Origin of the sequence: Sphaerotilus sp. (genome assembly GCF_031429695.1) — a bacterium.
GTDB lineage: Bacteria > Pseudomonadota > Gammaproteobacteria > Burkholderiales > Burkholderiaceae_C > Sphaerotilus.
Window position 1 is genome coordinate 24,634 of sequence record NZ_JANPAB010000007.1, and the last position, 24,445, is coordinate 49,078.

At 68.0% G+C, this 24,445-nt stretch carries 26 protein-coding genes and 2 pseudogenes; 14 read left to right on the top strand and 14 right to left on the bottom strand.

The window, feature by feature from the left end:
- Nucleotides 1-3: 3 nt before the first annotated feature.
- Entirely contained in the window at nucleotides 4-1,146 is a 1,143-nt protein-coding gene (locus RMP06_RS00820) for an alpha-D-ribose 1-methylphosphonate 5-triphosphate diphosphatase (protein WP_310459879.1), read from the bottom strand.
- A 178-nt stretch (nucleotides 1,147-1,324) separates the two neighbouring features.
- On the opposite strand from RMP06_RS00820, the gene RMP06_RS00825 reads away from it, so the two are divergent.
- Nucleotides 1,325-1,999 carry a DUF1045 domain-containing protein gene (locus tag RMP06_RS00825; RefSeq protein WP_310459880.1) on the top strand — a complete coding sequence of 225 codons (675 nt, stop codon included), beginning with the start codon at nucleotides 1,325-1,327 and terminating at the stop codon, nucleotides 1,997-1,999.
- Between the two features lie 25 nt (nucleotides 2,000-2,024).
- Here RMP06_RS00825 and RMP06_RS00830 read toward each other — a convergent pair whose 3' ends face one another.
- From RMP06_RS00830 to RMP06_RS00840, 3 genes are all read right to left on the bottom strand, one after another.
- The gene (locus RMP06_RS00830) at nucleotides 2,025-2,585 is read right to left on the bottom strand and encodes a hypothetical protein (RefSeq protein WP_310459881.1); all 561 of its coding nucleotides are present in this window, start codon (nucleotides 2,583-2,585) and stop codon (nucleotides 2,025-2,027) included.
- A 101-nt stretch (nucleotides 2,586-2,686) separates the two neighbouring features.
- Nucleotides 2,687-3,724, bottom strand: coding sequence for a DMT family transporter (locus RMP06_RS00835; RefSeq protein ID WP_310459882.1), 1,038 nt, complete (start codon nucleotides 3,722-3,724; stop codon nucleotides 2,687-2,689).
- Nucleotides 3,721-5,049, bottom strand: a complete 1,329-nt coding sequence (locus RMP06_RS00840) for a HipA domain-containing protein (protein WP_310459883.1) — start codon at nucleotides 5,047-5,049, stop codon at nucleotides 3,721-3,723. Before RMP06_RS00840 ends, RMP06_RS00835 begins: the two co-directional genes overlap by 4 nt.
- A gap of 163 nt (nucleotides 5,050-5,212) precedes the next feature.
- Here RMP06_RS00840 and RMP06_RS00845 point away from each other — a divergent pair, with 163 nt between their 5' ends.
- From RMP06_RS00845 to RMP06_RS00885, 10 genes and pseudogenes are all read left to right on the top strand, one after another.
- The gene (locus RMP06_RS00845) at nucleotides 5,213-6,559 is read left to right on the top strand and encodes a toll/interleukin-1 receptor domain-containing protein (RefSeq protein ID WP_310459884.1); all 1,347 of its coding nucleotides are present in this window, start codon (nucleotides 5,213-5,215) and stop codon (nucleotides 6,557-6,559) included.
- Nucleotides 6,556-7,548, top strand: a complete 993-nt coding sequence (locus RMP06_RS00850) for an AAA family ATPase (protein WP_310459885.1) — start codon at nucleotides 6,556-6,558, stop codon at nucleotides 7,546-7,548. The genes RMP06_RS00845 and RMP06_RS00850 overlap by 4 nt, the downstream gene beginning before the upstream one ends.
- The gene (locus tag RMP06_RS00855) at nucleotides 7,545-10,838 is read left to right on the top strand and encodes a formylglycine-generating enzyme family protein (RefSeq protein WP_310459886.1); all 3,294 of its coding nucleotides are present in this window, start codon (nucleotides 7,545-7,547) and stop codon (nucleotides 10,836-10,838) included. The genes RMP06_RS00850 and RMP06_RS00855 overlap by 4 nt, the downstream gene beginning before the upstream one ends.
- Nucleotides 10,835-11,332, top strand: coding sequence for an HRDC domain-containing protein (locus RMP06_RS00860; RefSeq protein WP_310459887.1), 498 nt, complete (start codon nucleotides 10,835-10,837; stop codon nucleotides 11,330-11,332). Before RMP06_RS00855 ends, RMP06_RS00860 begins: the two co-directional genes overlap by 4 nt.
- A pseudogene (locus RMP06_RS00865) lies at nucleotides 11,329-12,051 on the top strand (reverse transcriptase domain-containing protein); the annotation flags it as partial. The gene RMP06_RS00860 and the pseudogene RMP06_RS00865, both read left to right, overlap by 4 nt.
- Before the next feature lie 301 nt (nucleotides 12,052-12,352).
- Nucleotides 12,353-12,403, top strand: a pseudogene (locus RMP06_RS21425) (hypothetical protein); the annotation flags it as partial.
- Between the two features lie 274 nt (nucleotides 12,404-12,677).
- On the top strand, nucleotides 12,678-12,932 hold the full coding sequence (locus RMP06_RS00870; RefSeq protein ID WP_310459889.1) for a type II toxin-antitoxin system Phd/YefM family antitoxin: 255 nt from the start codon (nucleotides 12,678-12,680) through the stop codon (nucleotides 12,930-12,932).
- Complete coding sequence (locus tag RMP06_RS00875; RefSeq protein ID WP_310459890.1) at nucleotides 12,922-13,215, top strand: type II toxin-antitoxin system RelE family toxin; 294 nt, start codon at nucleotides 12,922-12,924, stop codon at nucleotides 13,213-13,215. Before RMP06_RS00870 ends, RMP06_RS00875 begins: the two co-directional genes overlap by 11 nt.
- Before the next feature lie 3 nt (nucleotides 13,216-13,218).
- The gene (locus RMP06_RS00880) at nucleotides 13,219-14,034 is read left to right on the top strand and encodes a formylglycine-generating enzyme family protein (RefSeq protein ID WP_310459891.1); all 816 of its coding nucleotides are present in this window, start codon (nucleotides 13,219-13,221) and stop codon (nucleotides 14,032-14,034) included.
- Nucleotides 14,035-14,189: 155 nt separating this feature from the next.
- Nucleotides 14,190-14,624, top strand: coding sequence for an acyl-CoA thioesterase (locus RMP06_RS00885; RefSeq protein ID WP_310459892.1), 435 nt, complete (start codon nucleotides 14,190-14,192; stop codon nucleotides 14,622-14,624).
- A 24-nt stretch (nucleotides 14,625-14,648) separates the two neighbouring features.
- On the opposite strand, the gene RMP06_RS00890 is transcribed toward RMP06_RS00885, so the two are convergent.
- On the bottom strand, nucleotides 14,649-15,563 hold the full coding sequence (locus RMP06_RS00890) for a GGDEF domain-containing protein (protein ID WP_310459893.1): 915 nt from the start codon (nucleotides 15,561-15,563) through the stop codon (nucleotides 14,649-14,651).
- Nucleotides 15,564-15,626: 63 nt separating this feature from the next.
- Between RMP06_RS00890 and RMP06_RS00895 the strand changes: the two genes are divergently transcribed.
- Nucleotides 15,627-16,553 (top strand): esterase/lipase family protein, encoded by a 927-nt coding sequence (locus RMP06_RS00895; RefSeq protein ID WP_310459894.1) that lies wholly within the window; start codon nucleotides 15,627-15,629, stop codon nucleotides 16,551-16,553.
- A 64-nt stretch (nucleotides 16,554-16,617) separates the two neighbouring features.
- Nucleotides 16,618-16,914, top strand: a complete 297-nt coding sequence (locus tag RMP06_RS00900) for a hypothetical protein (protein ID WP_310459895.1) — start codon at nucleotides 16,618-16,620, stop codon at nucleotides 16,912-16,914.
- Nucleotides 16,915-16,920: 6 nt separating this feature from the next.
- Here the strand turns inward: RMP06_RS00900 and RMP06_RS00905 are convergent, their stop codons facing one another.
- The 9 genes from RMP06_RS00905 to RMP06_RS00945 all read right to left on the bottom strand — a co-directional run bounded on the left by RMP06_RS00905 (nucleotide 16,921) and on the right by RMP06_RS00945 (nucleotide 22,804).
- The gene (locus RMP06_RS00905; protein ID WP_310459896.1) at nucleotides 16,921-17,604 is read right to left on the bottom strand and encodes a DUF484 family protein; all 684 of its coding nucleotides are present in this window, start codon (nucleotides 17,602-17,604) and stop codon (nucleotides 16,921-16,923) included.
- Between the two features lie 93 nt (nucleotides 17,605-17,697).
- The gene (gene dapF / locus RMP06_RS00910) at nucleotides 17,698-18,579 is read right to left on the bottom strand and encodes a diaminopimelate epimerase (RefSeq protein ID WP_310459897.1); all 882 of its coding nucleotides are present in this window, start codon (nucleotides 18,577-18,579) and stop codon (nucleotides 17,698-17,700) included.
- Between the two features lie 23 nt (nucleotides 18,580-18,602).
- Nucleotides 18,603-19,184 (bottom strand): RES family NAD+ phosphorylase, encoded by a 582-nt coding sequence (locus RMP06_RS00915; RefSeq protein WP_310459898.1) that lies wholly within the window; start codon nucleotides 19,182-19,184, stop codon nucleotides 18,603-18,605.
- A gap of 16 nt (nucleotides 19,185-19,200) precedes the next feature.
- Nucleotides 19,201-19,671, bottom strand: a complete 471-nt coding sequence (locus RMP06_RS00920) for a helix-turn-helix domain-containing protein (protein ID WP_310459899.1) — start codon at nucleotides 19,669-19,671, stop codon at nucleotides 19,201-19,203.
- Nucleotides 19,672-19,697: 26 nt separating this feature from the next.
- Nucleotides 19,698-20,081 carry a hypothetical protein gene (locus RMP06_RS00925; protein WP_310459900.1) on the bottom strand — a complete coding sequence of 128 codons (384 nt, stop codon included), beginning with the start codon at nucleotides 20,079-20,081 and terminating at the stop codon, nucleotides 19,698-19,700.
- Nucleotides 20,082-20,154: 73 nt separating this feature from the next.
- Nucleotides 20,155-20,577: a type VII toxin-antitoxin system HepT family RNase toxin gene (hepT, locus tag RMP06_RS00930; protein WP_310459901.1), complete on the bottom strand. Its 423-nt coding sequence runs from the start codon at nucleotides 20,575-20,577 to the stop codon at nucleotides 20,155-20,157.
- Nucleotides 20,567-20,980 (bottom strand): type VII toxin-antitoxin system MntA family adenylyltransferase antitoxin, encoded by a 414-nt coding sequence (gene mntA, locus RMP06_RS00935; protein ID WP_310459902.1) that lies wholly within the window; start codon nucleotides 20,978-20,980, stop codon nucleotides 20,567-20,569. Before mntA ends, hepT begins: the two co-directional genes overlap by 11 nt.
- A gap of 31 nt (nucleotides 20,981-21,011) precedes the next feature.
- The gene (locus RMP06_RS00940) at nucleotides 21,012-21,908 is read right to left on the bottom strand and encodes an LpxL/LpxP family acyltransferase (protein WP_310459903.1); all 897 of its coding nucleotides are present in this window, start codon (nucleotides 21,906-21,908) and stop codon (nucleotides 21,012-21,014) included.
- Nucleotides 21,905-22,804, bottom strand: a complete 900-nt coding sequence (locus RMP06_RS00945; protein WP_310459907.1) for a lysophospholipid acyltransferase family protein — start codon at nucleotides 22,802-22,804, stop codon at nucleotides 21,905-21,907. The genes RMP06_RS00940 and RMP06_RS00945 overlap by 4 nt, the downstream gene beginning before the upstream one ends.
- Nucleotides 22,805-22,993: 189 nt before the next feature.
- Between RMP06_RS00945 and metK the strand changes: the two genes are divergently transcribed.
- The gene (metK, locus tag RMP06_RS00950) at nucleotides 22,994-24,178 is read left to right on the top strand and encodes a methionine adenosyltransferase (protein WP_310459904.1); all 1,185 of its coding nucleotides are present in this window, start codon (nucleotides 22,994-22,996) and stop codon (nucleotides 24,176-24,178) included.
- Nucleotides 24,179-24,445 lie beyond the last annotated feature (267 nt).

The window sequence follows — 24,445 nt, forward strand, 5'->3', positions numbered from 1 at the left end:
CGCTCAGACCACCCGGCGACCGCTGTTCCAGACTGCACGCACCACCGGGTGGCCGGCGACCTCGCGCACCCGCACCAGATCCGCGCGCAGCCCGGGGGCCAGCGCTCCCCGGTCGGCCAGTCCGGCCGCGCGGGCGGGTTGCAGCGTGACCAGCCGGACCGCGGCAGGCAGGTCGAGCAGATCCTCGCGCGCCAGCTGCCAGGCGGCGGCCAGCAGGCTGGCTGGCACGTAGTCCGAGGACAGTGCGTCCAGCACGCCCTCGCGCACCAGCGTGGCCACCGCCACATTGCCCGCGTGCGAGGTGCCACGCAGCACATTGGGCGCGCCAGCCAGCGTCAGCAAGCCGCGCGCGCGGGCGCGGCGGGCGGCGTCGAGCGTGGTCGGGAATTCGCAGATCACGGCGCCGAGGTGGTGCGCCTCGTCGACGTGCGCGGCCGTGGTGTCGTCGTGCGAGGCCAGTGCGGTTCCGGTGGCCCGGGCATAGGCGGCGAACCAGTCGCGGTTGGGGCGGGCGTGCGCGGTCTGGCGGGCTGGGGCGAGCCGGACCTCCTGGTCGAACTGCGCGTCGGTCCAGCCCTTCTTGCCGGTGTAGTAGACGCGGGCGTGGTCCAGGTCAGACCACTGGCGCTGCCCCGGCGTGTGGTCCATCAGCGAGATCAGGCCCAGCCGCGGGTGGTGGGCAAACGGCTCGAACAGCGCGCGTGCGTTGGCGGCGGGCAGCTCGCAGCGGGCGTGGATGCGGTGGTCCGCGCGCAGCACGCCGGCCGCATCCAGCGCGTCGAGCACCGACAGCAGCTCGCCCTGGTTCTGCGCGCGAAACCCCTGGCCATAGGGATCGCCGACGCCGATCGCGTCGAACACCGTCGTGATGCCGGCGCAGGCCACCTCGGCGTCGTGCGCCTGCACGGCGCCCCACATCGGAAACCGCACCTTGGGGCGCGGCATGGCGTGGCGCTCCAGGTTGTCCGTGTGCAGCTCCACCAGCCCTGGCAGGAGGAAGTCGCCCTCCAGATCGATGGCCGAGGGCAGCGTCGACAGCGCCTGGTCGAGATCGACGATCCGGCCCCCCCGCAGGACCACCGTGCCCGTCACCACCTCCCCTGGCAGCACCAGCCGCGCGCGGGTCATCACCTGTTCTTGTTGCATGGGCGAGAGTTTGCGCCCGCCAGCTTGGCCCCCGATGTGCAGTGTTCACAACGGGGGCGGCGGACCGAATGATCTGCGTCCCCGGGGGGCTGAAAGCGGAAATCTTGGTGTGTCGGACTGCACGAAACCGGCTGGAACCATGTAGGCTATGGCACAGCCGAATGCCCGCAATGTCTTCATGAGCGCCCGATACGCGATTTATCTCACCCCGCCCGCCGACCACCCCCTGTGGCAAGCCGGATGCACCTGGCTGGGCCGTGACCCGTCCAGCGATCTCGCCCCCTCGCCGCCGTCGCGGAGGGCCACGCCGTGGCGTTACGGATTCCATGCCACGCTGAAGCCGCCGATGCGGCTGGCGGAGGGTTCCTCGATGCAAGGCTTGCATGCCGCACTGTGCGCATTGAGTCGGCAGCTCCAGGCCTTTGACATGCCGGCGTTGGAGGTCAGCACGCTGGCCGATTTCATCGTGCTGCAGTCGGCCGGGCCGCTCGACCCGAGCCACCCGCTGCACCAGCTCGCCGACACCTGCATGCGCGAACTCGACAGCTTCCGTGATCCGCCCACCGCCGCCGACCTGCAGCGCCTGCAGAGCCGCAGCACGCTCGATGCCCACCAGTCGGCGCTGCTGGTGCGCTGGGGCTATCCGCATGTGCTCGACCGCTGGGTGTTTCACTGCACCCTGAGCGACACGGTGGCCGACGACGGCGAGCGCCAGGTCTGGCTCGATCTGGCACGCACCTTCTTCTCGCCGGCGCTGGAGCGGCCGTGGCGCTGCGACGCGCTGAGCCTGTACGTCGAGCCCAGCGCCGGAGCGCCGATGCAGCTCCTGCGGCGCTACCCGCTCAAGGGCTGAAGTCCAGTCTCCGGCGTCGCGCCGGTCAGAAGTTGATGCCGACCTTCGCGCCGAAGGTCAGCGGGTCGTGGTCGACGCCGCTGCGCGACGTGGTCGCGTGGTAGCGGATGTCGAAGCCGGTGTAGAGCATGCCGGCGCGGTAGTTCATGCCCGCTGCGGCGCCCACGCCCAGCAGCGTCCGGTCATTGCCCGGCGTGCTGACCTGGAACGCGCCTACGCTCGGGCCGACACCGGCCGACAGGCCGTCGCCCAGCGGCACCGTGTAACGCGGTGACACCTCGAAGGCGTTCACCGACGTGCCGTTCTTGCTCGTGTGCGTGACGTTCACATGGCTGCGGATGCGCTTGTCGGGGGTCTGCACGAGGCCGCAGTTGAAGTTCAGGTCCAAGCCCCAGCCGTTGGCGTTCGGACCGGTGCCCGGGCCGACGCGGCTGCCGGTGAGGGCCAGCGAGGCTTCGGGCTTCCACGTCGGGTCATTGACCGCCGGCAGCCACTGCCAGCCATCGGCGGCGTGCGCAGCCGGTGCGGCCAGGGCGGACAGCGCCAGGGTGAGGGCGGTGACGGCGAGTGCGGAGGTTTTTTGCATGGTGTCGGGGTCAGTGGAAAGACTGTCCGACTGTAGAGCGGCACCGCGGTTCCCCGCATGATCTGAATCACCCGCTGTTGCTCAGCCTCCCTTCAGCGCATTCAGTGTGGGTGCCGATGGTGTGCATCCGGGAAATGCGCGTGGGTGTGGGTGAGCGGCGCGTGGCGGTGCCAGTGGGTGTGGCGCTCGCCGGGGGGCGCGTCGGCGTCATGCAGGTGCTGGTGGTGGGTGTCATGGACGTGGGCGTGGCGGTGTTCTAGCGGCGTGTGGGTATGGGCATGGCCATGCTGTTCGGTGACATGCAGCCAGACACCCAGCGCCATCAGCGCCCCGCCCAGCAGCAGCGGTGCCGTGACCGGCTCGCCCAGCAGCCACACGGACAGCGCCGCCCCGAAGAACGGCGCGACCGAGAAATACGCCCCGGTGCGCGCCGTGCCCAGCGCGCGCAGCGCCACCACGAACAGCACCAGACTGACCCCATAGGCCAGCAGCCCGAGTAGCCCCGCCGCTGCGGCCACGCCCAGGCCCGGCCACGCGGCGCCGGTCTGCCACGCCAGCAGCAGGTTCACGCCGCCCGCGGCCAGCCCCTTGGCCATCGCGATGAACGAGGCATCCGTGAGCGACACCTGGCGCGTCAGGTTGTTGTCCACCGCCCAGCACAGGCAGGCGCCCAGCACCAGCGCGGCCGGCCCGATCCCGCCGAACCCGGAGGCATCACCGCCCGCCAGCACGACCGCCCCGGCCACGATGGCCACCATGCCGAGCACGATGCGCCGGTCCGCGTTCTCCCGGAACACCACCCACGCGATCACCGCCGTCAGCACCGCCTCGGCGTTGAGCAGCAGCGATGCGCCGGACGCGGGCATCTGTGCGAGTCCCTGCATCAGCAGAACAGGCGCCACCACGCCGCCCGCCAGGATGGCGAATGCCAGCCAGCGCACCTCACCCTTGGGCATGCGCACGCTGGGCGCCCGCGTGACCAGCCGCCACAGCAGCAGGCCGAGGCCCGAGCCGGCGTAGAGCAGGCCGGCCATCAGCCACGGGGAGGACTGCGCCAGCAGCAGCTTGGCGAGCGGGGCACTGGCGCCGAAGAGGGCGGCGGCGGCGAGGGCCTGGAGGATGGCGGGAGAGGCGGTCATGGGGCGATTCTCGATTGCATCGTCACCGCCAGCGCCCGCCACGCCCGGCTGACACCCGGGTGTTCCGCCATCGCGGCCCAGAACTGCTGCGCCCAGGCGCGTGCTGGCGCACAGCCCAGCGCGGCGGCGTCTGGCTCGAATGGCAGCAGGTCCAGATCGCCGCGCACCACGTCCGGCCGCCAGCGCATCGGCAGCATGTCGTACAGCGGCGCCAGCGTGCAGCGGCCCGCCGCCACGTCCTCGCGGGTGACGCACAGGCTCAGGTTGCCGAAGTGCATGTCGGTGTTGCCGATCAGGCGGCCGAAGTGGAGCAGGTGCTCGGCCTGCACGGGCACCTCGGGCGGGACACGGCGCTGGCGGGCGAGTTCGGCGAGGGTGGCGGCCCAGTGCTGGCGGGGGCCGGCGACGAATGCCTGGTGCATGGCGTCGAGCGCCACGACGTGGAGGCGGCCGAGTGGTGCGCCGGGGGTGGCGGGCGGGAGGCGGTCGAAACGTTGCGAGACGAGGCAGGTGCGGCGCGGGGTGCGGATGACCTCGGTATGCGCGACCGGGACGCCGTGGTCGCCCAGCAATTGCAGCGCCAGCGCCTCGGCGTGCAGCAGGTCGCTCCAGCGGTCGCCGAACGGGGTGCCGTGGGGTGGGCTGAACTTGACCAGCTCGGCGCCCTGGCCGTCGGCGCGGCGGTAGAGGAACTTGGCCTGCTCGCCGCCAGCGGAGGAGCCGGCGGGCAGCGTGGCGGCGACATCGGCGGCGAGGGTGTCGTAGGTGGCGGCGCGGGCGGTCGGGTCGGCGGTGTCCACGGTGACGGGCTGCACCGGCTGTGCCAGCGCGTCGCCCAGAACGATGGCACCGGGAGCGTCTGGCAGGTGGGTAGCAGCGAATAGCGCTTGCTCGGTGGTCCAGCGTTCGGGGTTGCTGTCGAAGCCGAGGCCTGCGAGTTGCTTGCCCAGCAGGCGGCCGAGGAAGCCCTGTGCCCGCAGCGGCGCGAGGAACCAGGGCCACGGCTCGCCCGGCGCGGTCAGCACGTCCAGCCCCGGCGCCGTGACGTGGACACGTCCGCCGTGCAGCAGCGTCAGTTCGCCCCAGGACTGCGCCGTGCTGGTCGCGTCGATCCAGTACAGCGATTGGCGCGGGGACAGGCCGAGGATGGGCTGCGGCACGGCATAGCGCGTGGTGCGGCCGGCGCCGAGGGTGACGACCTGCGGGCCGAGGTCGCGCAGCAGGCGGGAGATGGTGGGCTGGCTCTTGCCGAGCAGGGATTGCAGCTCGGGGGAGGTGAGCGGGCCTAGGCGCTGGAGGTGGGCGAGCAGGTCTGCGGTGGACATGCGGTGAATAGTAGATGAATAGAAAATTCATCAATCGAAGGATGGAGTTTCCGGGTGGTCACCCTGGGGTGGGCGCTGGTATGCGGTGGCGTCTCGATTGACAGATTGGGGTGGCTCGGAGAAAGTCGCTGCGCTGTTTGGGTGAATAGACATGGGGGCAAGCATGGGTACAGAAGAGCCAGGGCGGCCGATCTTCATCAGTTATCGGCGAGCCGATCGGGATCAGTTCGCGGAACCGTTCTACCAGCACCTGGCTGGCTGGTTCGGGCCGAACACGGTGTTTCTGGATCGAAAGGACATTGATCCCGGCGTCGAGTTCCCAGCGTATCTGGATGAGAAGGTTTCTGCGGCCAAGGTGGTGCTGGTGTTGATCACACCGATCTGGCTGGATGAACTGAAACGACGCCTGGCCTCCAACGAAGTGGACTATGTGCGCCGCGAGGTGACGCGGGCACTGGCGTTGGCGCAGGACAAGACCGGGCCGCTGATCGTGCCGGTGCTCTGGGAGGTGGCCGCGATCCCCAAGGACCAGTTGATGGGTGAGCTGGCGCCCTTGGCTGTGCTGATGGACCGCAATGCGGTGCAACTGGAGGTGAAACTGAGTGGCAAGGTCGAGAAGTGGGGGGTGTCCTTCGTGAAGTTGCGACGGGCCATCACCGACAAGACCGGGCTGCACCCCGTCCCGACTGTGCCGGAGTTTCAGGCGTGGGCCGCTGCCCACAAGACGATCTCGGATCGGCTGAAGCATCCCAGCTTGGCTGCCCTTTCCACAGCTTGGGGCGTTGAGCCGCTCGGCAGCTTCGATCCTGACCGGCGTGGCGATCTGGTGGCCAGTCTGGTGATCGCCCTGCAGACAGCAAAGGAAGTCTGGGCAGGTGAACCGCCCAACCTCGAAACAGCGAAACAGCGTCACAAGGACTGCCTGACGATGCTGTCCTGTCTGTGCGGGCTGCTGGTCGATCGTGCGGCGGCGCGTGAGTGGTGCGACGAGGGCAGTGCAGACAGGCCGATGCCGGTGGCGTTGGCCGGAACTGCCGCCATCGTTCATGCCGTCGCGACCGATTCGCCGGTGGAGTTGCGCACCGAAACCGATGACGAAAAAGGATTCCATTCCGAACGCACCATCGACCTCGTAGGCCATGCCGGAATCGGCAAGGACCGCAATGCCAAAGCCCATAAGGAAACCTGGACGCGGGCCAAGAAGACGGTCTCTTATCCGGCAGGGGCAAGCGAGCCGCTACCCGAAGACAAACTGGATGAGTTCCGCAAGTTCCTTGCGTTCAGCGCCAAGGTCAAGAAGCCTTATGTGCTCACTGATGTGGTGGGTGATCAGCCGGAGGTGATGCAGGTACTGCAATCGCTGGCCGAGGAACTGGGCATCGCGGCGGTCGGGCGGCTGGGGAAGACACCCTCGCATCTGCCGACCGTGCTGCATCAGGACGAAATCGAGATGAAGGTGGCGATCATGTATTGCCTGAATGAAATCAACACGATCGGTACGACCCCATGACTGTGCAACTCCCACCCATTCCTGACTATCCGGTGAGCGAGACACCGGATGATTTGCCGATCGACATCCCTGAGCACGGCACTTGGCCGGCGGGCGTCCACCGCTTCAAGGCGGAAACGGTCGCGGCGCTGCGGGCGGCCGAGGCCATCGGGCGGCCGTTGCTGGTGCGCGGATTGCCGGGTGTCGGCAAGAGCCAGACGGCCCGTGCGGCAGCGGCCTTCGCGAACCGGCCCTTTCTCTCCATCGTGATCGACGGGCACACGGAGCCGCACGACCTGATGTGGCGTGTCGATGCGGTCAAGCGCCTGTCGGACGCACAAGCCCATCAGGCGAAGGACGAGTTGCACTATGTCCAGCCGCAGGCGCTGTGGTGGGCCTATGACTGGGATGGTGCGCAGCGGCAGGCGACGAACTGCGGCCGTGCCTCGGTGCCTTGCGAGGCACCGCAGGTCTGGAAGCCGAACGCTGACCGGGCCGTGCTGCTGATCGACGAGATCGACAAGGCTGATCCGGACTTGCCGAACGCCCTTCTCGATGTGCTGGCCAACAAGGGGTTCACGCCGCCGTTCCAGGGTGCGCAGCCGGTGCGCTGCACGGCGGCGACCCGGCCCCTGATCGTCATCACGACCAACGAGGAGCGCGAACTGCCGCCAGCGTTCTTGAGGCGCTGCCTGTCGATCACGCTGGAGTTGCCCAAGGACGAGCAGGCGTTGATCAAGGAACTGGTCCTGCTGGGCACGCAGCACCAGCGTTACCTGACCGCCATCGGTCAGTGGCCCGGCCCGTGCCATGTCCTCAACGAGGCGGCAGAACGGATCGTGGCCGTGCGGCGTGGAGCGGACCCTGGCGACTACCTGCCGGGTACTTCTGAATACCTGGACCTCATCGGGGCACTGGCCACCTTGTATGCCAACAACCCCGCTGAACAAGGCCGGCGGATCGAATTGCTCAGCACGTTCATTCGCAAGACCCGCAGCCTGTCGCCATGAACAAGACCGACATGGGCTGGGGTGACCTGCTGCGGGTGCTGGACGCCCTGCCCGAGTCGCAGTGGGCGGACGCCGCGAGTGCCTTGGGTTTCGAGCGGCCGAAAACATCGAAAGGGTTGCCCCAGCGCCCCCCTGACGAGACCACAGGTGAGTGGCCGGGTGGCTCCGATGCTGGCGCGGTACGAGGCCAGAACAAGCGTGATCCCGAGCGACCGGAGTCCCGTTCAGTCCCGAAGCAACGGTTCTGGCGCGTGGCGTCGGATCTGCGCAAATCGGGCGTGCAAACCGACATGCCGGCGTGGTTGTCCCAAGCCGAGTTGCCGGGCATCGAAGCATTCGAGCGCGCACCGGATGCCCAAGCGCCGGTGGTCGCGCCGCTGGTCAGCGATGCACGGCTGGCGTCTTTCCTGAGGCGGCATCTGGCGCGTCAGCGCCGCACCCGCGCGCCCGACATGGCCCGCTTGCTGCGCCACCTGACACGGCGTGAACCGATCCACCGCTGGCCGGTGCGGGAGCGGGCCGCTTGGCCGGTGCGGGTGTGCGTGGTGTTCGATGTTCGAGAGCGGCTGTGCCCGTTGGACGAAGACCTGAGAAGGGTGCTGAGTTCACTGGAGCGGGTGCTGGGGCCGCGTCTGGAGGTGCATGAGGCCGACCGGTATCCGCCCACGCTGTCTGTCGATGGGCGCTGTGCAGTGGCCGTGCTGGGAGACGCCGGTCAGGGGGCGGCGGATGTGGCGCTGATGGCGCGGTGGGCGGCGTGGGGGCAGCGACTCGACCGGGCAGGGGCGAGGGCGTTGTTGCTGGCGCCGCTGCCGCGCCGGCAGGTGGTGGCGGAGGTGGCGCGGGCGATGGACGTGGCGCTGCTGCTGGACGGTGAGTCGGCGTCGATGCGTCTCGTGCGCCGGACAGGATGGCGATCCATGCGTGCGCCAGCAGCAGGCTTGCCGGATGACGGCGTGCGCGGGCTGCGAGCCGCCTTGTTCGGACATCCCTGCGTGACCCCTGACGTGCTGCGAGACCTGCGGCGGGCGCTGGCGCGGCAGGGGGCGGCGGTGGACGTGGGAACCGAACTGGCGGTCTGGCATGACGCGGCGATCTGGTCCGGTGCAACGACCTGCATGGTCGATCCCGAGGACATGGCGCGTGTGCGGCTGGACTGGCTGGCGCTGCCGCAGGCGCAGCGCACGGCGGTGGTGTCGGTGATGTGGCGGCATCTGCAGGCTGGCTCGCCGCTAGTCCGGGCCGAATACGCCCGCCACATCGCTCCCGAGTGGCCGATTGACCATCCGTTGTCGGCGATGCTGCGGGCGGGCATCGAGGCGGCGGATGCCCTGGCGCGACAGGCTTGTGTCGCCATCGCGCGGTCTGGTGATCGGAATCTGTCGGGGGAGGTGACGGCGTACATGGCGCAGTTCGGGATTCGCAACCTGGACCTGGTCGCCCGTGGCGGTGAAGAGCTGCAGGCGGCGTGGCTGCTGGCGCACCGGGACCGGCTGCGCAGCGGCGCACAGCCCCTGCCTGCCGGCATCAACCTGGACGCCCAAGCCTGGCTGCTGGCGGGTGACGACACCCGTCCGATGGTCCTGACGCTGGAGCAATTGCCACCTGCCCAGCCCGGACAGCCGGGACCGATTCAGCTCAGATTGCAACCCCGGTCGCCAGAGACAACCGGCATACAGCTCGCGAGCGATCTGCCCGGCGTGGCGTACTGGTCGATCACCCGGCACGTGGCGCAGCCACCCGAGGCCGTGCAGTTGAGCCTGGTCATCGATGTGGCTGTTCGTTACGTGAACGGTGATGTGGCCCGAGCCAAGGCGCTGGTGGGCCAGTTGTTGCGCGATGGCACGGTGGCGCAGGGCCTGAGCAAGACCGTGGTGGCGGGGCTGGGCATTGCGCTGCACAAGGTGCTGATGGGCGATGCGACGACACGGTCCGGGTGGCGGCAGTGGCTGGCGCCGGTCGGGGCGGTGTTGGGCACGTCGTTGCTCGACAAGGTGCCGGTGCGCAAGCTGATTGATGGGTTGCTGGCGGCACTGCCTGAGGCGGTGTTTCGCCAGGACGATGCCGGGCTGCTGACGACCTCGGTGCTGTCGAGTGGTGAGGTTGCTGACGCCGGGGTCGGGGCAACCTGCCGGGTGGAGGTCGGGGGGCGGTGTTTGGAATTGGAGTCGTTCGAGCGCCCGGACTGGGCCGAGTCGATCTGGTTCGACCAGGGCGAATGGCATGCCGAGTTGCCAGATGGCCGTGAAGTGATCTGGACACCTGCTGAGTGGTTCGATCTCGGGGCTGGTCTGGCCGACCTGGTGCCACTGGGTTTGTTGAGGAAAGCTTGCTGGTGGGACGCACGCGATCGGGCACAGACGCATGCAGAGGCTGACTTGTCCTGGGCATCCGCTACGGGGTCGGATGAGTTGGGGAGCTGGGCTGAATTTACGGTTCGTGGACGACGTGGCTCGGTCACCCAACGCCTGCGCTGGATTCCGCCCGGCGAGTTCCTGATGGGTTCCCCCGAATCCGAAAAGGAACGCTCGACCAATGGCGCCGACACGGAAACCCAACACCCCGTCCTGCTGACCCAAGGCTACTGGCTCGCCGACACCGCCTGCACCCAGGAACTCTGGGAAGCGGTGATGCGCAAGAACCCGAGCGATTTCAAGAACGACCCGCAGAACCCCGTGGAAAACGTGAGCTGGAACGACATCACGCAAGAGTTCCTGCCGCACCTGAACAAGTTGGTGCCGGGCTTGAACTTGACGTTGCCGACAGAGGCGCAGTGGGAATACGCCTGCCGTGCTGGTACCCAGACGAGGTATTCGTTCGGGGACGAGATCGACCAGGATCAGGTGAATTTCGAAGGGAAGCGCGGAAAGACGGTGCCGGTGAAGGCGCTGCCGGAGAACCGGTGGGGGCTGTACCAGATGCATGGCAACGTGTGGGAGTGGTGCCAAGATGCGTTGGCCGCATATCCCGAAGGAACCTTGATAGACCCAGTTGTCCATCAAGACAAAAAAGAAAAAGGTCGCCTGCGGGTGCTTCGCGGCGGGGGCTGGATCCTCAACGGCAGGTACTGCCGCTCCGCCTCCCGCAACGCGTCCGGGCCGGATGGCCGGAGCAGCAGCATCGGCTTCCGTCTGGCCCGAGGGCTTGCTGACCAGCCAGACCAGCTCAGGCAATTTGGCCAGCCAGAGGCTGGCGGGGCGGAGCCCCCAGGTATTTCGCGCAGCCCGGAGGGCGAAGCGCAGCCGCCGAAGGCGGCGCGAAATTTGAAACAAAAGGCTAGGCGCAAATGAAGCTCCAGTTCTTCGCCATCCCCGCCATTGCTCCCGATCAGGCCCAGACGGAGTTCAACCGCTTCGTGGCCAGCCATCGCGTGGCCCGGGTCGAAAAGGAACTGATCACCGACGGCGCGGCGAGCTTCTGGTCGGTGTGCGTCACCTGGATCGACGGAGAAGCCGGCGCCGCCCCGATGTCGCCGCCCCTGCGCCGCGGCAAGGAGATCGACTACCGCGAAACCCTGCCCCCCGCCGAATTCGCCGTCTTCGACCGCCTGCGCCAGTTGCGCAAGCAGATCGCCGAGGTCGAGGGACTGAAGGTCTACAACATCTTCACCAATGAGCAACTCGCCGCCATCGTGCAGCAGCGCGTGACCACCGCCGCTGCGCTGGGTCGCCTCGATGGTGTTGGCGAAGGTCGGGTGACGCGCTATGGCGAGTCCGTGCTGGCCGTGATGCGCGAGGTCGTGTCCACGCTGGCGGTTCCGCCTGTCGCGGCGGCTGCGCCATGACCCGCACCGTGCGCATCGAACTGGCCGACGTGGCCGCGTGGCCGAACCTGGAGGCGGCGCTGTGGTCCGCCGCCAAGGGCAAGCGCCAGCGCCCGGATGTGGTGGCCTTCCTCGACGCGGCGCCGCAGCGGCTGGAGGCGGTGCGCTTGGCCCTGCTCGACGCCCGCTTGCCCGATGGCCGCCTGCGCGAATTCGCCATCCGCGACCCCAAGCCGCGCCTCATCCACGCCGCCCCCTTCGCCGACCGCGTGGCGCACCACGCACTGATGCGGCTGCTGGAGCCACGGCTGGAAAAGGCGCTGGTGCCGACGAGCTACGCCTGCCGCCCAGGACGCGGCGTGCATGTCGCGCTGGAGGACGCGCTGGCGCAGTGCCGCTGCCATCCGTGGTACCTGCAGCTCGACGTGCGCCACTGCTTTCCGAACATCCCGCATGACCGGCTGCTCGCGCTGCTGGCTCGCCGGCTCAAGGGCGGCGCCCTGCGGCTGGTCGAGCACATCGTCCACGCCCACGAAAACACGCCCGGACGCGGCTTGCCCATCGGCTCGCTGACCTCGCAGCACTTCGCCAACCAGTACCTCGGCGAACTCGACCGCCGCGCCATCGCGCAGCCCGAATGCCGCGCCCACCTGCGCTACATGGACGACGTGGTGCTGTGGTGCGACAGCGGCGAGGCGGCGCGTGCCCTGCGCGACCGGCTGATGGCGTGGCTGCCCGAAACGCTGGGGCTCGATTTCAAGCCGCCGATCGTGCAGCGCAGCGGGCGCGGGCTGTCGCTGTGCGGGATGCGGGTCTGGCCGTCCGGGCTGCGGCTCGGACCACGGCGGCAGCGGGCGTGGCGCCGCATGGCCCGCGAGATCCACGACGCGGAGGCTGACGGCGCCGATGAACGCTGGCTGCAGCAGCGCGCCGAGGTACTGCGCAGCCTGAGCCTGCCGACCCGGCGCCGGGGCTGGCAGCGGGCGGTGCTACGCTGCCCGTCGGCTGCACTGCCACAGGAAGAGAGTACGTCGCCAGCGGGTGCTTCGCGGCGGGAGCTGGATCAACAACGGCAGGAACTGCCGCTCCGCCAACCGCAACGCGAACGAGCCGGATGACCGGAACAACAACATCGGCTTCCGTCTGGCCCGAGCGCAGGCTGAACGAGGGACATCAGCAAGCCCAGCGGTGCGGCCTGTCCGGTTTCGGCCGGCGAAGCCCGACGGCCCCGGTGCGTCAGTAGGCCGATGGCTGAACACCCGCCGGGGCCACTTTTGCCTGGTACACCGCTGCGGTGTCTGTGCCATTTCTCAAGACCTGTTCCCAGTCCTAGAATTGGCCCGATCTACCACCCCCGGAACCGATCATGGCCCACACCATCCTGGCCTCGACCACGGCCAGCATCTCCGAGCTGAAGCGCAATCCCATGGCCACCGTGGCGGCGGGCGACGGCGCCCCCGTGGTCATCCTCAACCGCAACGAGCCGACGTTCTACTGCGTGCCAGCCCTGGCCTACGAGGCACTACTGGAGCGGCTGGAAGACCTGGAACTCAACGCGCTGGCGTCTGCCCGTCTGGCGGCTGGCGAGACGCCAATCCCGATGTCGCTCGATGACCTATGAGCTGGCCTTCCTGCCCGCTGCGCTGACCGAATGGAAGCAACTGGACGGGTCCGTGCGCGAGGTCTTGAAGAAGAAGCTGGCCGAGCGGCTGGAGAACCCGCATGTGCCGGCGGCGCGGCTGCATGGGCAGAAGGACCGCTACAAGATCAAGCTGCGCGATGCCGGGTATCGGCTGGTGTACGAGGTGCGTGACAACGTGATGCTGCTGCTGGTGGTGGCGGTGGGCAAGCGGGAGCGGGACGCCGTGTACAAGGCGGCGGCGAAGCGGTCCGGGCGGGGGTGAACGATGCCGACTGCGCTGTCACTGCCGCCCGTCATGCCCTTCCGCTGGGCCTGCGCCTACGGCGAGGACCGCACCGGGCTGTGGCAGGCGTTCGAGGTCGCGGGGGTGCGGCAGGTGATGCGCTGGATTCCGCCGGGGGAGTTCCTGATGGGGTCGCCCGAGAGCGAAGCCGAGCGATCCGACGATGAACGCCAGCACCGCGTTGTGCTGACCGACGGCTTCTGGCTGGCCGACACCGCTTGCACGCAGGCGCTATGGGAAGCGGTGATGGGCGCGAACCCGAGCCAGTTCAAGGACGACCCGCAAAACCCGGTGGAGCAGTTGAGCTGGCTCGACATCACGGACGAGTTCCTGCCGAAGATCAACGCCCTGGCACCCGGGCTGCAACTGGTGCTGCCGACGGAGGCGCAATGGGAATACGCCTGCCGTGCGGGGACGAAGACGCCGTTTTCGTTTGGCGAGAACGTCACTACGGAACAGGCGAACTACGACGGCAACTTTCCGTATGCGGGCGGCCGCAAGGGCGAGTACCGGGGAAATACTGTTCCGGTGAAGGCGCTCCCCGCCAACCCGTGGGGACTTCACCAGATGCACGGCAATGTGTACGAGTGGTGTGTGGACGAGTACGCCGAATATCTCGAAGGAACGGCGGAAACCCCAGTTGCCCATCAAGACAAAACAGAAAGTCGCTGGCGGGTGCGTCGCGGCGGCGGCTGGGTCAGCCCCGGCGGGTACTGTCGCTCCGCCTACCGCCGCGCAGGCGCGCCGGATGTCCCGGACTACAACTTCGGCTTCCGTCTGGCCCGAGCGGCTTGCTGACCAGTCCAGGCAATTTTGGCCAGCCGCAGGCGAGGATCTACCGCGACCAAAGACTGTCAGGCCGGCGCGTGGGTGCCCGCCTTCGCGGGCATGACGCAATGGTGTCTGTGCGAGTGCACCGCGCACCCCACCCGTTTCTTGCACAAAATCCCCCCATGCCCACCCGCCCCACCGCCACCGACTTCCCCCACCACCACTGCGTCACCACCCGCTGGACCGACAACGACTGCTACGGCCACGTCAACAACGCCATCTACTACCAGTACTTCGACAGCGTCATCAACGCCTGGCTGATCGCCGAGGGCCAGCTCGACATCCACCGCGGCGACGTGGTTGGCTTCATCGTCCGCTCGGAGTGCGATTTCTTCGCGCCGGTCGCCTACCCGGGCGAGGTGGACATCGGCGTGGCGGTGGTCAAGCTCGGGAACTCGTCCGTCACCTACGAAACCGGCCTGTTCCAGCCGGGTGAACCGGAGGCCTGCGCGGTCGGCCGCATGGTGCATGTGTTCGTGGACACCGCGACCCAGCGCCCGGTGGCGATCCCGGCGTCGATCCGGGCGGCGCTGCAGCGGCTCGTGCGCCCGGCGTGAAGGCCGCGGCACCTGGCCGGAGCGTCAATCTGCCGTGCAGATCCGGTCGCGCCCGGTGCGCTTGGCGTCGTACATCGCGGCATCGGCCCGGCCGAGCACGGCGTTGACCGACTCGCCCGGCCGCACCTGCACCAGTCCGAACGAGCTGCTGTAGCCAAATTCGGGTGCATCTCCCAGCGGATGCGACTGGCGCACCGCCTCCAGCAGTTGCCCGACCCTTTCCTGCGCCTCGGCCAGCGGCGTGTCGGGCAGGGTGATGAGGAATTCCTCGCCACCGATGCGCCCGCAGACATCGTTGCGGCGCAGGCTGCCCTGCAGCAGCCGGGCGAAGTCGCACAGCACCTGGTCGCCCGCGAGGTGACCACGCTGGTCGTTGATGCGCTTGAAGTGGTCCAGGTCCGCCAGCCCGACACAGAGCGGCTGTGCGACCAGATCTGCCGACAGCAGCCCCTGCAGCCGCGCCAGCACGAACGCCCGGTTGCCGATGCCCGTCAGCGCATCGGCCTGGCTGGCGCGCACGGCCAGGTCGTGCGCGGCGCGCAGTTGCCGCTGGTCCTGTCCCATTTCGGAGACATTGATGCCGAAGCACAGCATCCAGCCCGCTTCGGTCACGGTCTCCGTCATCAGCATCCAGCGGCCATCCACCAGATCGATCTCGATTTGGCGGAAGGGCTGCTTGCCGCGCCGCGAGGCTGCGGACGACAGCCAACGCTCGAAATCGTCGGTCTGCACCGCCGTCCCTCGGCGCTGCCGGTGGTTGATGCGCATGATGTCCATCCAGGTCGGCGCTGCTTGCGCGCTCAGGCCAAACAGCGTCCGGTACGCCGGATTGGCCCAACGCAGTGCGTCTTGTTCATCGAACAGCGCCACGAGACAGGGTGTGCCGGTGAAGAGCGCCAGGATGTGCGGCAGGAGTTCAGTGGGCAGGGTGGCGAACATGTGTTCCCTTCATGTCGGCGAAGAGGATGGATTGGACGCCATGCAAGAAGGGACTGTGCAGACATGTTGGCAAGTTGGCTGAAACGGATCGCGCTCGCGGTGGTATTGGTCATCGCGGCTTGGCTGGGCTGGTGCGCGTGGCAGGGATGGGGACTGGTGCTTGCACTGGGACCGGTGCTGGCGCTGCTGGGGCTGAACGCGCTGGCGCTCGGGCTGGAGCAGGCGCTGGCGGCCGGTGTCCACGGCCACGATCCCGCGCCGCGGCCCGGCTTTCTGCGGCGCGTGCGGGCGTGGTGGCGCGAGGCGGCGGCGTCGGGGCGGGCGTTCGGCTGGGCGATGCCGTTCGCGGACCAGCTGTGGCCGGATGTGCTGGAGGGACGGGGTGAGGGTGGACGCGGCGTGCTGCTGGTCCACGGCTATCTCTGCAACCGCGGCTTCTGGAACCGCTGGTATCCCCGGCTGCAGGCACAGGGCGTGCCGTTCATTGGCGTGAGCCTGGAGCCGGTCTTCGGCTCGATCGACGACTACGCCGACCAGATCGACGCCGCGCTCGTGCAACTCCAGCGTGCCACGGGACAGGCGCCGCTGGTCGTCTGCCACAGCATGGGCGGGCTGGTGCTGCGGGCCTGGCGGCATGCGCGGCTGCAGCAGGGCGGCACCGCCGAGGCGACGGACGCCCGCATCCACCACGTCCTGACGATCGGCACACCTCACCGCGGTACCTGGCTCGCGCGCCTTGGGCGGCAGACGAATGCCGTGCAGATGCGCCGCGACAGCCCGTGGCTGCAGGCCTTGGCGGACAGCGAGTCCCCGGCGTGGCGGGCGCGCTTCACCTGCGTCTGGAGCGACTGCGACAACGTGGTGTTCCCGCCGTGCTGCGGGGTGCTGGAGGGTGCGGCGTCGGTCCACCGGCCGGGGCGCGGGCACCAGGATCTGCTGGACGACCGGGTGGTGTTCGACCTTGCGCTGGCGCTGCGGCAAGGCGCCTGAGTCAACGTGGCCCGCCGCCGGGCGTTGATCTGGGTTGCGGCCTCTTGCCGCGCTGGAGTTTCTGATGTGGATGCGCAATGGAGTTCGGGCCGCTTCGCTGGCCGTGCTGGTGGCAGCGACGACGGGGTGCTGCGTGCTGTCGCCGGTGCTGAGCGTGTGTGCGCCGGGCGGGTTCGAGGGCCGGGGCGGCGGGGGCCGTGGCGGTGGACATGGTGGCGGTCACGGTGGTGGACGCCACCACCTGCTGGGCGCTGCGCCACAGCCGGTGTCGAGCCTCGCGGTGGTCGCTTCGGTCGAGACGCAGGCGCTGGCGTCGATGTACGTTGCGTCGGACGCGGACGCCTCGCCCGTCGGACGCTGACCCCGCTCAGTCCGACGCCGGCAACAGCCGCGTTACGGCGGCACTGGCGAGTTCGCTGATGCGGACCAGCAAGTCGGTGCCCATCTCAGGCGTGTAGCGCGTCGGGTCAGGCGAGCCGAACACCAGCATCCCGAAGGCCGGCCCCGTGTAACTGCGCCGCAACGGCAGCAGCGCCAGCGACGCCACTGCCGACGGATGTCCCAGCCAGCGCACCGCCTCGAAGGTGGTGTTGGCGCCGCAATACGGCGTGCGCAGGCTGGACGCCAGGCGCCGCAGTTCCGGCCCGACGCCCCGCGCCACCGGCTGATCCGCAAAGGCCGGCGCCACGTCCCACAGCCGCAGCGCCACCTGCGGAATCCGGAACTGCTCCTGCAGATCGACCACCAGCATCTCGGGAATCTCGCGTGCGTCAGTGGCCTGCATCAGCGCGCAGACCCACTGGTGCAGCCGGTCGGTCAGCGCGGCGTTGTCCTGGCCGTGGCGGATCATGTCCATCAGCCGGCGCTCCATGCCGCGGATGCGCTCGCGCAGCATCTCCATCTGCCGCTGCTGCAGCGACACCGCGCGCGGGCCGTGTGGATTGGCCAGCTCGACATGCGCGAGCAAGTCGGCATGGCGCTCGAAAAAGCCCGGCGTGCGCGCCAGATAACTGGCGATGTCGATTTCGGAAAGGCCCTGCTGCGTGCTCATGGGCAGCAGGGTAGCGCAGGGGTCTCGGGCGGTGCCGCGGAAAAGCTGGTCAGCAACCCGCCTTCATCACCCGAATCCAGCGATCCGGAAAACTCAGTCCGGGAACACCACGGTGCCCTCGAACACCGTCACCGCCGGCCCGGTCATGCGCACGCTGTGGCCCACGCCGTCCCACGCGATGGTCAGCCGCCCGCCGCGGGTCTCGACCTCGACCACCGCGTCCAGCCAGCCCAGCCGGATGCCGGCAACCACCGCCGCACAGGCTCCGGTCCCGCAGGCCAGCGTCTCGCCCGCACCGCGCTCGTACACGCGCAGCCGGACATGGCCGCGATCGACGATCTGCAGGAAACCGGCGTTGACCTTGCGGGGGAAGCACGCGTGCGCCTCGACCCACGGGCCGATGGTGGCGACCGGCGCGGTGTCCACGTCCTCGACCCGCTGCACGGCGTGCGGGTTGCCCATCGAGACGGCGGCGACCTCGACCACCTGTGCGGGATCGGCCGGGTTCGCCAGCGGCCAGAGTTCGAAGCCGTTGACCAGCCGTGGCACCAGCCCGCTCGGATCGAAGGGAATCTGCACGGGGGCGAAGATCGGCTGGTTCATGTCCACGGTGATGCGCCCGTCGGCGGTCATCTCCAGCACGATCCGGTTGTTCATCGTCTCGACGCGTACCGTGTTCCGGTCGGTCAGCCCGCGGTCGCGCACATAGCGCATGAAGCAGCGCGCACCGTTGCCGCAGTGCTCGACCTCTTCGCCGGTCGCGCCGTTGAAGATCCGGTAGCGGAAGTCGGCGTCGGCAGCGCGGGCCGGCTCGACGACGAGGATCTGGTCCGCGCCGATGCCGAAGCGCCGGTCGCCGAGGAAGCGCAGATCGGCCTCGCTCAGGTCGAGCGGCGCGCGGGTGGCGTCCAGCACGACGAAGTCGTTGCCGAGGCCGTGCATCTTGGTGAAGGGGAGGGGCGGGCGGGGGGTCATGGGGGAATTATCGCGGGGGCGGGTCAGGGGACAAACGCCATCTGTGCGCCACGGGCCGCGTCGCGCAGCAGACGGTGCAGACCACCTGTGGCGCGATCCACCAGCGGGGTGCTTTCCACGCGACGCAACAGGCTGATCGACGGCCCGAACAGCGTGTAGCAGTCATGGTCGTACTGCTGTGCCGACCGATAGACCAGCCCTGCAAAGCCGTGGCGCTCGGCGTCGCTGGCGAGTTCCTGCGTGCAGGCGAACCGCAGCGAAGTCAGTACCGGCCATGTCGGCGTGTGCGGGCGGAGATCCAGTAGCGTGACGGACTCGGTCAGTTGCACCCATAGCATGCTGCGCGATTGCAGGTCCGCCATCGACAGGGCCAGAGCCTCGCGTCGGGCGAGGGTTTCATAGGCAGCGGTTTCCGGCTCTTCCGCGAAATACGCGACAGGCGTCCTCGGCAGATCGAACCGGCCACTCAACAGCCCGGTGGGCGGCAGGCGCACGGGGCCGATGGCTACGGTGGACGTGGTGCGTCGCGTGCGCTGGATGCGGTACATCGAATGCAGCCGCGGGAGGGTGTGTTCCTGGCAGTAGGTGAGATCGCTCAGTTTCATGTGGGAAGGTCGCGGTTCACGCGCCTTCCGCCTGGGCCACGGCGAGCACGCGCTCGGCCTGACCCTGTTCCAGTGCTTGCCGCGGTGTCAGTCCTTCGAGGCCGCCGTGCGGTGTCTCGAAGAAATTCAGCAGCGCCCAGCCTTCATGCAGTCCCAGGGCCTGACCGATACCGGGCAGGTGGTCCCAGATGACCGGCTCGAACTGCCAGCGTGGTACCTTGAAGCCGCGCTTGGTCTGTGTCAGCCCGATGCAGCGGCCCTTGTTGATCCAGGCGTTGACGGTCACACGGCTCGTGCCGAGCAGGGCAGCGGCTTCGTCGGTGGTCATCATGTCGGCCTGATCGAGGCGGCGCAGGCGGCTGTCGAGACTGGCATGGAGCAGGGCGCTGGTTTCGGCGGCACTCAGGTAGGGCGAAGGTTGGGCGGTGCGTGCGCTTCGGCGTGGAATGGCGAAAGACGTCGGGGTTTCAGTCGTGTGGGGTTTCATGGCGGGGGTGACTGAGGTGCCGTGTGTCACGGCGCGTTGCGGCCGTTGACCTTGGCCTGGCTGAAGAAGCCGCATGAACGAAAGCCTGCTTGGCTTTGCGTCAAGCCGTTGCCTGGTGTTGACTTCATGCGTGGAAGCGTGTGCCTCCGAAGAAGTTCAGGCACTTGCTCTTGCTCTGTGTTGACTCCCCATTTGATGAGTCGGGAGGCAAGGAGCCCGAAGGATGGAGGCTTTGCCCGGCAGGTTGGGTTGCTGCGAATGGCGAGAAATGCCTTCATCATTGCTACCGCTATCTTGTGCGGTTCGAAGGCTACTACTGCGCCATTGCGGCGGATGATCAGGTACCCGGCGTAAGCGGAGGTTGCGCTATCGAGTTGTTCGTGGATTTGTTGATCTGCAACGGCCTGCATCTGGAGTTCCCTTTGAAAACGAGAGTTCGTAAATCTCGTTAAGTTCGGAACTATAGCACTGGATGCCGTAGTGCTATCCGGATGCGCTGTCCCTGCGCAGCAACGCCTCCGTGTACCGCAGAAACTCCCCCAGATGCCGCGTGATCACCGCCACCGTGATCGGCAGCTGCAGCGCCTGATAGTCATGCACCGCCACATTGCGGAACCCCACCATCCGCTTGAGATCCGCGGCCAGTTCCGCGTCGATCCAGCCAGCGCGGGCGAGCAGCTCGAACACATCCCGCGAACTCTGCGGCACGCCCAGCCGCTCGCGCCGGATGAGGTGCTGGCCCATGTCAAGCGCGGCTTCGCAGGCGCGCTGGACATTCAGGATCGCCGCATCCTGCCGGGTGTAGTCGGTGGCGAAGGTCGCCGGGTCGCGGTGGTATTCCTCCTGCGCTCGGGCCACGCAGCGTTCGATCGTCGCGGCCTTGTTGACCAAAATGTCATCGGGCATGGATGCGTCCTTCTCGGGCGATGTCGGCCATCAGCGGCGCACGGGCGCTGTCCAGGTCGGTCTTGTGGCTGAGCATGGACGCCTCCCACATGCCCGCCTGGCGGTCGCGGGTCCACCAGCGTTGCCCATGGGCCAGCACCTGGTACTGCAGGACGGTCGAGGCCGCACGCAGATCGACCAGATCCACCGGGCATCCCGCCACGTCGCTCAACGCACCGGCCAGCTCCCACAGCACGACCGGATCGGCGTGCCCCGGCAGGAGCACGGCCAGATCCAGGTCGCTGTCAGGGCCGGCCGTTCCGTGGACCTGGCTGCCGAAGGCGTAGACCGCCATCAGCGTGGGCAGCGCCTGCCGCAGCCGATCGACCAGTGCTTCGGAGGGAATGGGCAAGGGCGTCGTCATGGTGCGGACGATGGCACGCTGGCGCGGATTGTCAATACAACCCCGCCTCCCCCGCCGGCCGCGTCTTGAACCGCTTGTGGACCCACAGGTACTGCTCCGGCAACTTGCGCACCTCCTCCTCGATCCAGCGGTTGATGCGCGCCGTGTCGGCCTCGGCATCGGCGGTGGGAAAGTCCGGCCACGGGTCGAGCACGCGCAGGCGCCACCCGCCACCCCCCGGCAGCATCTCGCCGACCACCGGCTGCACCGTCATGTTCAGCAGATGCGCCATCCGCGACGGCGCCAGCAAGGTGGCCGCCGGCACGCCGAAGAAGGGCACGAATGCCGCGTCCCGTGCCCCGAAATCCATGTCCGGCAGGTTGAAAAACGCATCCCCGCGCTTGATTGCCCGCATCAGCGCCCGCGCGCCTTCCTGCCGGGCGTAGACCTCCACGCCGCCAAAGCGCAGCCGGCCGCGGCGCACGGCGGCGTCGAACACCGGGTTGCTCTGCGCCTGGTAGATCGAGCCGGCGTGGCGCGTCTGGTTGAGCAGCAGGCCGATGCCGACCGCGTCCAGCGCCAGGAAGTGCGGCACCAGCCACATCACCGGGCGGTCGCTGCGCTCGGCCAGCTTCACGTCGCCTTCGACGTGGATCAGCCGGTTCAGCCGCTCGCGCGAGGCATACCAGAGCACACCGCGCTCCAGGAAGCTGCGGCCGAGCCAGCCAAAGTGAGCGCGGGCGATGGCTTCGCGCTCGGCGATTGGCTTCTCGGGCATGCACAGTTCGAGGTTGCGCAGCGCGATGCGCCGGCGCGATTTGCCGAGCGTCCACAGCAGCGCGCCCAGCCCCAGGCCGAGTCGGTGCTGCGCACCCATCGGCAGCCAGTGCAGCAGCCACAGCAGACTCAGCACTGCATGGGCGCCAGCGCGGGAGAAGAGCGATTTCATGCAGCGTCGGAGGGCGTCGGGGCCGGGGTGTCGATCGGACGGGGTGCCTTGTAGCGGTGGTAGCCCCAGAGGTATTGGCCCGGATTCTGGCGGATCAGGGCTTCCATCGTCCGATTGACCACACCCGCGCTGCGCAGGGCAAGCCGCTCGGTGTCCGGTTCATCATGGGTGCCGGGTAGCTGCTCGGCGGGCGGCTGCACTCGGATCACGTAGCCCTGCCCACCCGGCAGCCGCTCGCATGCCAGCAGCAGCCACGCCGCGCCGGTCTGCTGCACCAGCCGCGCCGCCAGCGTCATCGTGTACGCCTCGCGCCCGAAGAACGGCGCCCATACCCCCAATCCCTCGGGCGGCACCTGGTCCGGCAGCAGCCCGATCGTGCCGCCCTTGCGCAGTGCGCGGATCATCTGGCGCACACCGGCCAACGTGGCAGGAGCCGTTTCCAATCCGGGGCGGTTGCGCGACTGCGCCACGATGTCGCGCAGCCAGGCCTTGCGCGCCGGGCGGTAGAGCGCGGTCATCGGCTGCTGCGCGCCGAAGCGTTCGGCATACGCCTGGCCGATGATCTCGAAACAGCCCAGGTGGGGCGTGAGCATCACCAGCCCGCGGCCGGCGGCGAGTGCGGCGTCCAGGTGCTCGCTGCCCTCCCAGCGCACGAGGTCGCCCAGACGTTCATCGGGGCCGCGGCTCCACAGCCAGGGCAGCTCCGCCACCATGCGCCCGGCCGATGCGATGGCCGGCCGCGCGGCGGACCACGGCACATCGGCCTGCGCCACGTTGTCGCGCAGGCGGCGGCGATAGGTTGGCGAGCCGAGATAGGCCAGCCAGCCGAGAACTGCACCACAGAACTGCAAATGCGACAGCGGCCGCTGCGAGGCCAGCCTGAACAGCGTCGAGATCAGAGACATAGAATCGGGCGGTTCGCCGAGTTAAGGAACAACTTGCGGGGCGACGGGCCTGGGGAGACACCGGGAACGCTTATTCAGTCAGACTGAATTTGGAAAATTCCGCTAAAGCGTTCGCCGCAGGCTCCCGAACAGCAACGGCGACACGCCCCCATCAGCTTGTCCGACTTCAGGAGTTTATAAGTGGCGAACGATTTCCTCTTCACATCCGAATCCGTCTCGGAAGGACACCCCGACAAGGTGGCCGACCAGATCTCCGACGCGATCCTCGACGCGATCTTTGAACAGGACCCGCGCAGCCGGGTCGCTGCCGAGACGCTGTGCAACACCGGCCTCGTCGTGCTGGCCGGCGAGATCACCACCAACGCGCACGTGGACTACATCCAGGTGGCCCGCGACACCATCAAGCGCATCGGCTACGACAACACCGAGTACGGCATCGACTACAAGGGCTGCGCGGTGCTGGTGGCCTATGACAAGCAGTCGAACGACATCGCGCAGGGCGTGGACCATGCCAGCGATGACCACCTGAACACCGGCGCGGGCGACCAGGGCCTGATGTTCGGCTACGCCTGCGACGAGACGCCGGAGCTGATGCCCGCGCCGATCTACTACGCGCACCGGCTGGTGGAGCGCCAGGCCCAGCTGCGCAAGGACGGCCGCATGCCCTTCCTGCGCCCGGACGCCAAGAGCCAAGTGACGATGCGCTACGTGGATGGCAAGCCGCACTCGATCGACACGATCGTGCTGTCCACGCAGCACGACCCGGACCAGAGCGCGACGCAGACGACGATGAAGGCCTCGTTCATCGAGGCGATCCGCGAGGAGCTGATCAAGCCGGTGCTGCCGAAGGAATGGATCACCGCGGACACGAAGTACCTGATCAACCCGACGGGGCGCTTCGTCATCGGTGGCCCGCAAGGCGACTGCGGGCTGACCGGCCGCAAGATCATCGTGGACACCTACGGCGGCGCCTGCCCGCACGGCGGCGGCGCGTTCTCGGGCAAGGATCCGACCAAGGTGGACCGCTCGGCGGCGTATGCGGCGCGCTATGTGGCCAAGAACATCGTCGCGGCGGGGCTGGCCAAGCAGTGCCAGATCCAGGTGGCTTACGCCATCGGCGTGGCGCGGCCGATGAACGTGACGGTCTACACCGAAGGCACGGGCGTGATCTCCGACGAGAAGATCGCGCAACTGGTGCACGAGTATTTCGACCTGCGCCCCAAGGGCATCATCCAGATGCTCGATCTGCTGCGGCCAATCTACGCGAAGACCGCGGCGTATGGGCACTTCGGGCGGGAGGAGCCGGAGTTCACGTGGGAGCGGACGGACAAGGCGGCGCTGCTGCGCGCTGCCGCCGGCCGGTAAAGCTACCGCGGCACTCGTGTGTGCCGTTTATTTTTTGCGTTCGGAATGTGGTGAGCGAGCGACCAAGTTGCTTGCTTGCCGGATTCAATTTTTTATTGAATAGCTTGCCATGTTGATAGGCTTTGTTGCATAACTCGAATGAAAATTTATCATGAAATCAACGACTTACGAAGACTTCGAAGTGATTTTTCCGGAAATTGGCCTAAAAACTGCTCTAGAGTGATTGCAAGCTATTGATTTCAAAGACTTTATTTATGCAACAAAGCC